Here is a 4507-nt window from a genome sequence, read left to right on the forward strand (position 1 = left end):
CGGGGGCGGCGGGAGCGGCGGCGGGCCCGCGGTGCTTCGGGCGGGCGGGGGAGTCCCGGCGCGGGCGGGCGGGCTCCGGAGCGGGCGCCCCTTCCGGCCCGTCGGCCCCGGGCCCGGTTTCCGCCCCCGCCGCCGGACCCTGCTCCGCGTCCGCTCCGGCCCCGCCCGGACCGGGATCCGCCGTGGCGGGCGGAGCCTGCGGGAGCGGACCCAGCGGTAGCCCCCGTACCGGCGCCCGGCGTGCCGGAGCCGGGGCGGTACGGACGGCCTCGGCGATCCGGGGCGCCCCGGCGGGATCGGGAGGCCGTACGGTCACGCACCCGGCGGTCAGCGCCAGCACGGCGAGCAGCAGGGGTACGGCCAGGGGCACGGACAGCGGAACGGCCTGCGGCAGGAACGGGGGGACGGACGGGTCGGGGGGGCCCGGCAGGGCCCGGCGCGAACGCATCCGCCCACCCTGCCGCACCGGAGCCGCGCCGGGCGCGCTCCTTCACACGGACGGGTGAGCCCCGCCCGGCATCGCCCCCGGCGCCCCTGGGAGCCGCGCGGCCGGCCACCGCGCTCCCGGGGCCGCTCGGCGCTCCCCGTACGCGGTGCGCGGCACACGGCGTGCGGCTGTCGTGCCTTCCCGGCCGGTTCCGTGCCGGTGACGTGGTCGGGCCAGCGGGTTTCACCCCGACGGCCCGCACGGCGCACAGTAGCAAGATCGACATAACCCGGTAATAAAGAGGTATGGGGAGGGTAAAGCGGATCCGCCCGCTCCTGGGGTCGCCGCCGTAACCCGGGGGCCGCGCCCGCTGTTGCACACGCGGCGGGTCCACCCACGGTGAACGGAGTTCCCATGCCCCAGCTGACCGACGACCCCGAGCGCTCGGGCACCTGGATGACCCCGGAGGAGTACGGGGCCTCGCGCGCCGCCCTCTGGACCGCAGCGGTCGTCCTCGTCACCGACCCCGACGGGCGGATCCTCGTACAGAGCGTCGACTACCGCTCCGACCGGCTCCTGCCCGGCGGCGCGGTGGACGCCGGCGAGTCGCCCGCGGCGGCCGCCGCCCGCGAGGTGCGCGAGGAGCTCGGCGTCGACGGCCACTACCCGCGCGGGCTCGCCGTCGACTGGATCCCCGCCGACACCCCCGGCTTCCCGCCCGAGATGCGCTTCCCCGGCGAGATCCTGCACGTCTACGACGGCGGCACCTGGACCCCGGACCGGATCCGCTCCGTCCGGCTGCCCGACCGGGAGATCACCGGCATCGACTTCGCCGAGCCCGCCGACCTGCCCGCCCTGATGGACCCGGGCGACGCCCGCCGCGCCCTGTCCGCGCTGCGGGCCCGGATCAACGGTTCCGGGCCCGCCCTGCTGGAGGACGGCCGCCCCACCAACCCCACGGACCTCGACCGGCTCGGCGTCCTGCGCACCCGCCGCACCCCGCAGCACGGCACCTGGCACCCCGGCCCGCTCCCCGCGCACCTGCCCGTACGGGAACGCTCCGGCTGGCTGTTCGCCCCCGACGGCCGGGTGCTCCTGCTCATCGCCCGTGCCACCGGCGCCGCGCACCTGCCGGGCCCGGCGGCGGAACCCACCGCCGGGGCGCTCGCGCTCGGCCACCGGTACGCCGACGGGGGCGCCTCGGCCCGCACGGCGGCCCGGCTCACGGCCCTCACCCCGGCCGCGGACCCGGCGTACGCCCGGTTGCTGGCCACCCCGGAGCAGGTCCGCGAGCTCAGCGACTGGGGCCCGGCCGGCCGGGAGGAGCTCGCGTCGGTGCACGCGGCCCGCGCCCGCCTCGCCCTCCCGGCCCCGCCCCGGACCCCGCCCGTGGAGCTGCCCGAACAGGGTTTGCGCTGGTGACGCCCCCTTCAAATCCCGCGCGGGCGGCGGCCGGTCCCGCAGCATGGGGCCATGGACGACAGCGTGATCGACTACACCCTCTACATCCAGGCCGATCCGGCCCGGGTCTGGCAGGCCCTGACCGACCCGGCCCTCACCCGCCGGTACTGGGGCCCGAGCTTCGAGACGGACTGGGCGGTGGGCTCGCCCATGGACTGGGTCGAGCGCGGCGCCCGCACCAGCGACCCGGCCCAGGTGGTCCTGGAGTGCGTCCCGGACCGCAGGCTCTCCTACACCTGGCACACCTTCAGCACTCAGTGGGCCGCCTCCGTCGGCATCGGCGAGGAGCTGCGCGCCGAGCTGGCGGCCGAGCCGCGCACGACGGTGACGTACGAGATCGAGCCGGTCGGTGACACCCTCGCCCGTCTGACGGTCCGCCACGAGGGGTTCACCCCGGGCGGCACCCTCATCGGCATGTGCGCGCAGGCCTGGCCGATGCTCGTCTCCAGCCTGAAGACGCTGCTGGAGACCGGTGCCCCGCTGCCCGAACCGGGGCGCGAGGCGGGCGGGTACGAGTCGTACGGGCACTGACCCCTCGGGACGCCGGGGCCCGCCCGCCCCGGCGTCCCGGCGTGGCGGGAGAGGGCGATCCCGTCCACGCGCACGCGCTCGCGCGGGCCGGACGTCCTCGATCCCGCGGTCGGGACCGGAACGCCCCGGACGGGGACTGCGATCATGGAATTCGACCCTTGATCGGAGTGCTGACCATGGCATTTGAACACCACCGCGTCGTCATCACCGCGGCAGGACGGGACTTCGGGCGGACCCTGGCCCTCCGCTTCGCCGCGCGGGGCGCCGAGGTCCACCTCTCCGCCCGTACCCCCGAAGCCGCGGCGCGGGTCCGCGAGGAGATCCTCGCGCAGGGTCACGACGCCGACCGCGTGCACGCGTACGCCTGCGACCTGACGGACCCGGCGTCCGTGCGGGGCTTCGCGGCCGCGGTCGCCGCCCGCGCGGGCCACGTGGACGTCCTGGTCAACAACGGATCCCGCTACCAGCACGGCACGGACCTGCTGTCCGCCTCCGACGAGGACGTGGTGGAGACCCTCGCCTCCGGAGCCACCGGGACCGTCCTGGCGACGAAGGCCTTCCTCCCGCTGCTCCTGAAGTCGGACGTGCCGGACATCGTGACCATGGTCTCCGGCTGCGGGGAGCGGGGCAACCACCGCTCGGACGCCCACGACTCCTTCTACGCGGCCAAGAGCGCCCAGGCCGGGTTCACCGAGACCCTCTCCCGCCGGCTCCGCGACCAGGGCGTCCGGGTGATCTCCCTCTACCCGCCGGACTTCGACAACCACGATCCGCTGTCGGAGGCCTGGGAGGGTGCCCCGCGCACGGCGAAGGACCCGCTGACCGCCCAGTCGCTGGTGGACTGCGTCTTCTTCGCCGTCGGACAGCCCCGCGACTGCTTCATCAAGGCGTTCTACTTCGAGCAGGTCTGAGCCGGCGCGTCGCCAGCTCCGCGCCGGGAGCCCCCGGAGCCCCGGAGCCCCGGAGCCCCGGAGCCCCGGAGCCCAGGGGTTCCGGGGCTCCCGGCGCGGAGGGTACCCCTGGGCGCCCCCCGTTCACGCCGGTCGTGTGGAATGGGAGGCATGGGGATACGCGACCACCAGACGAGCCGGCCGCCGGGAGGCGGTCCGGCGTACCCGGCCGCAGGGCCCGCGGGCACCGGGCCGGCCCTCCGTCGCCCCGCGGCGGATCCGGGGGAGGCGCCCCGGGACGCGGCCGTCCCCGGGCGGTGGCGCTACACCCGGCACCTCGACCGGCTGGCCGCCGTCGCCGCCGTGACGGGAGGGCCGCGGGAGGCCGAGGCGGTCGCGGCCGTTCTGCGCGACCCCGACCCCGTGATGGCGGAGAGCGCGGTGGTCACCCACCTCGACCGCCGCGCGCCGAGGCTGCTGCCCGGCACGGAGTTCCCCGACTGGGCCCGCGCCCTGTACCCCGTCCTCGACGGCCATGCCTTCCCGGCCCGCAGGCTGCGCGAGTGGACCCTGCTCAAGGCGATCGAGGCGGGCACCGACTGGAACCCCGCCGAACTCGCCGCGGCCTCCGACTGGTGCCAGCACACGGCCGCCCGCTCCCTCGCCTCCCGCGAGGCCCTGACCCTCCTCGCCGCTTCCGCACGCACCCGTCGCGTGCGCAACACGGCGGCCCAGCGCTTGCGCAGAAGCGCGGCATAGGACGCGTACGGGGTGTCGCCGCACCCCGTACCCGGCCCCACACTCGCCCTCAGGCCGCCGGCACCGGGGGGTATGAATATGGTGGTTCATCCTTTTCATTCCCTCTGTACTGCTCCTGGGGGCGGCCTGCGCCCGGCGGATCCGGGCCTTCCGCCGGATGGCCTCCCCGCCGGTCCGCGCACCCCGGAGAACGGGGGGACCCCTGACGGTCTACGAGGTGGCCCACCTGCGCGGCGGCCGGGGGGCCGTCGCCGAGACCGTGATGGCGGTGCTCCACGCCAACGGCCGGCTCCCGGTGGTCGGCACCTACCAGGTGTCACTCACAGCGGGGCGGTCCCGCGAGGAGGTGGAGGCCGCGGTCTTCGCGGCGCGCGACGGCCGGACCGAGCGCGACGCCCGGGCGGTCCGCGCGGCGGTCACCGCCCCGCCCGCCGTCGGC

General features: G+C 76.8%; 4 protein-coding genes and 2 pseudogenes. 5 read left to right on the forward strand and 1 reads right to left on the reverse strand.

Features of this window, described 5'->3' with window-relative positions; all coding sequences use genetic code 11:
• Positions 1 to 448, reverse strand: a pseudogene (locus tag AB4039_RS41500) (hypothetical protein); the annotation flags it as partial.
• 393 nt (positions 449 to 841) lie between these two features.
• Here AB4039_RS41500 and AB4039_RS41505 point away from each other — a divergent pair.
• From AB4039_RS41505 to AB4039_RS41525, 5 genes and pseudogenes are all read left to right on the forward strand, one after another.
• Entirely contained in the window at positions 842 to 1849 is a 1008-nt protein-coding gene (locus AB4039_RS41505; protein WP_266836745.1) for an NUDIX domain-containing protein, read from the forward strand.
• Between the two features lie 51 nt (positions 1850 to 1900).
• The gene (locus tag AB4039_RS41510) at positions 1901 to 2419 is read left to right on the forward strand and encodes an SRPBCC family protein (protein WP_266836743.1); all 519 of its coding nucleotides are present in this window, start codon (positions 1901 to 1903) and stop codon (positions 2417 to 2419) included.
• Positions 2420 to 2595: 176 nt separating this feature from the next.
• Positions 2596 to 3330 (forward strand): SDR family oxidoreductase, encoded by a 735-nt coding sequence (locus AB4039_RS41515; RefSeq protein ID WP_266836741.1) that lies wholly within the window; start codon positions 2596 to 2598, stop codon positions 3328 to 3330.
• A gap of 150 nt (positions 3331 to 3480) precedes the next feature.
• On the forward strand, positions 3481 to 4068 hold the full coding sequence (locus AB4039_RS41520; protein ID WP_442273226.1) for a hypothetical protein: 588 nt from the start codon (positions 3481 to 3483) through the stop codon (positions 4066 to 4068).
• Positions 4069 to 4183: 115 nt separating this feature from the next.
• A pseudogene (locus AB4039_RS41525) lies at positions 4184 to 4507 on the forward strand (hypothetical protein); the annotation flags it as partial.

This window comes from Streptomyces sp. M-16 (assembly GCF_052114405.1).
Taxonomy (GTDB): Bacteria; Actinomycetota; Actinomycetes; order Streptomycetales; family Streptomycetaceae; genus Streptomyces.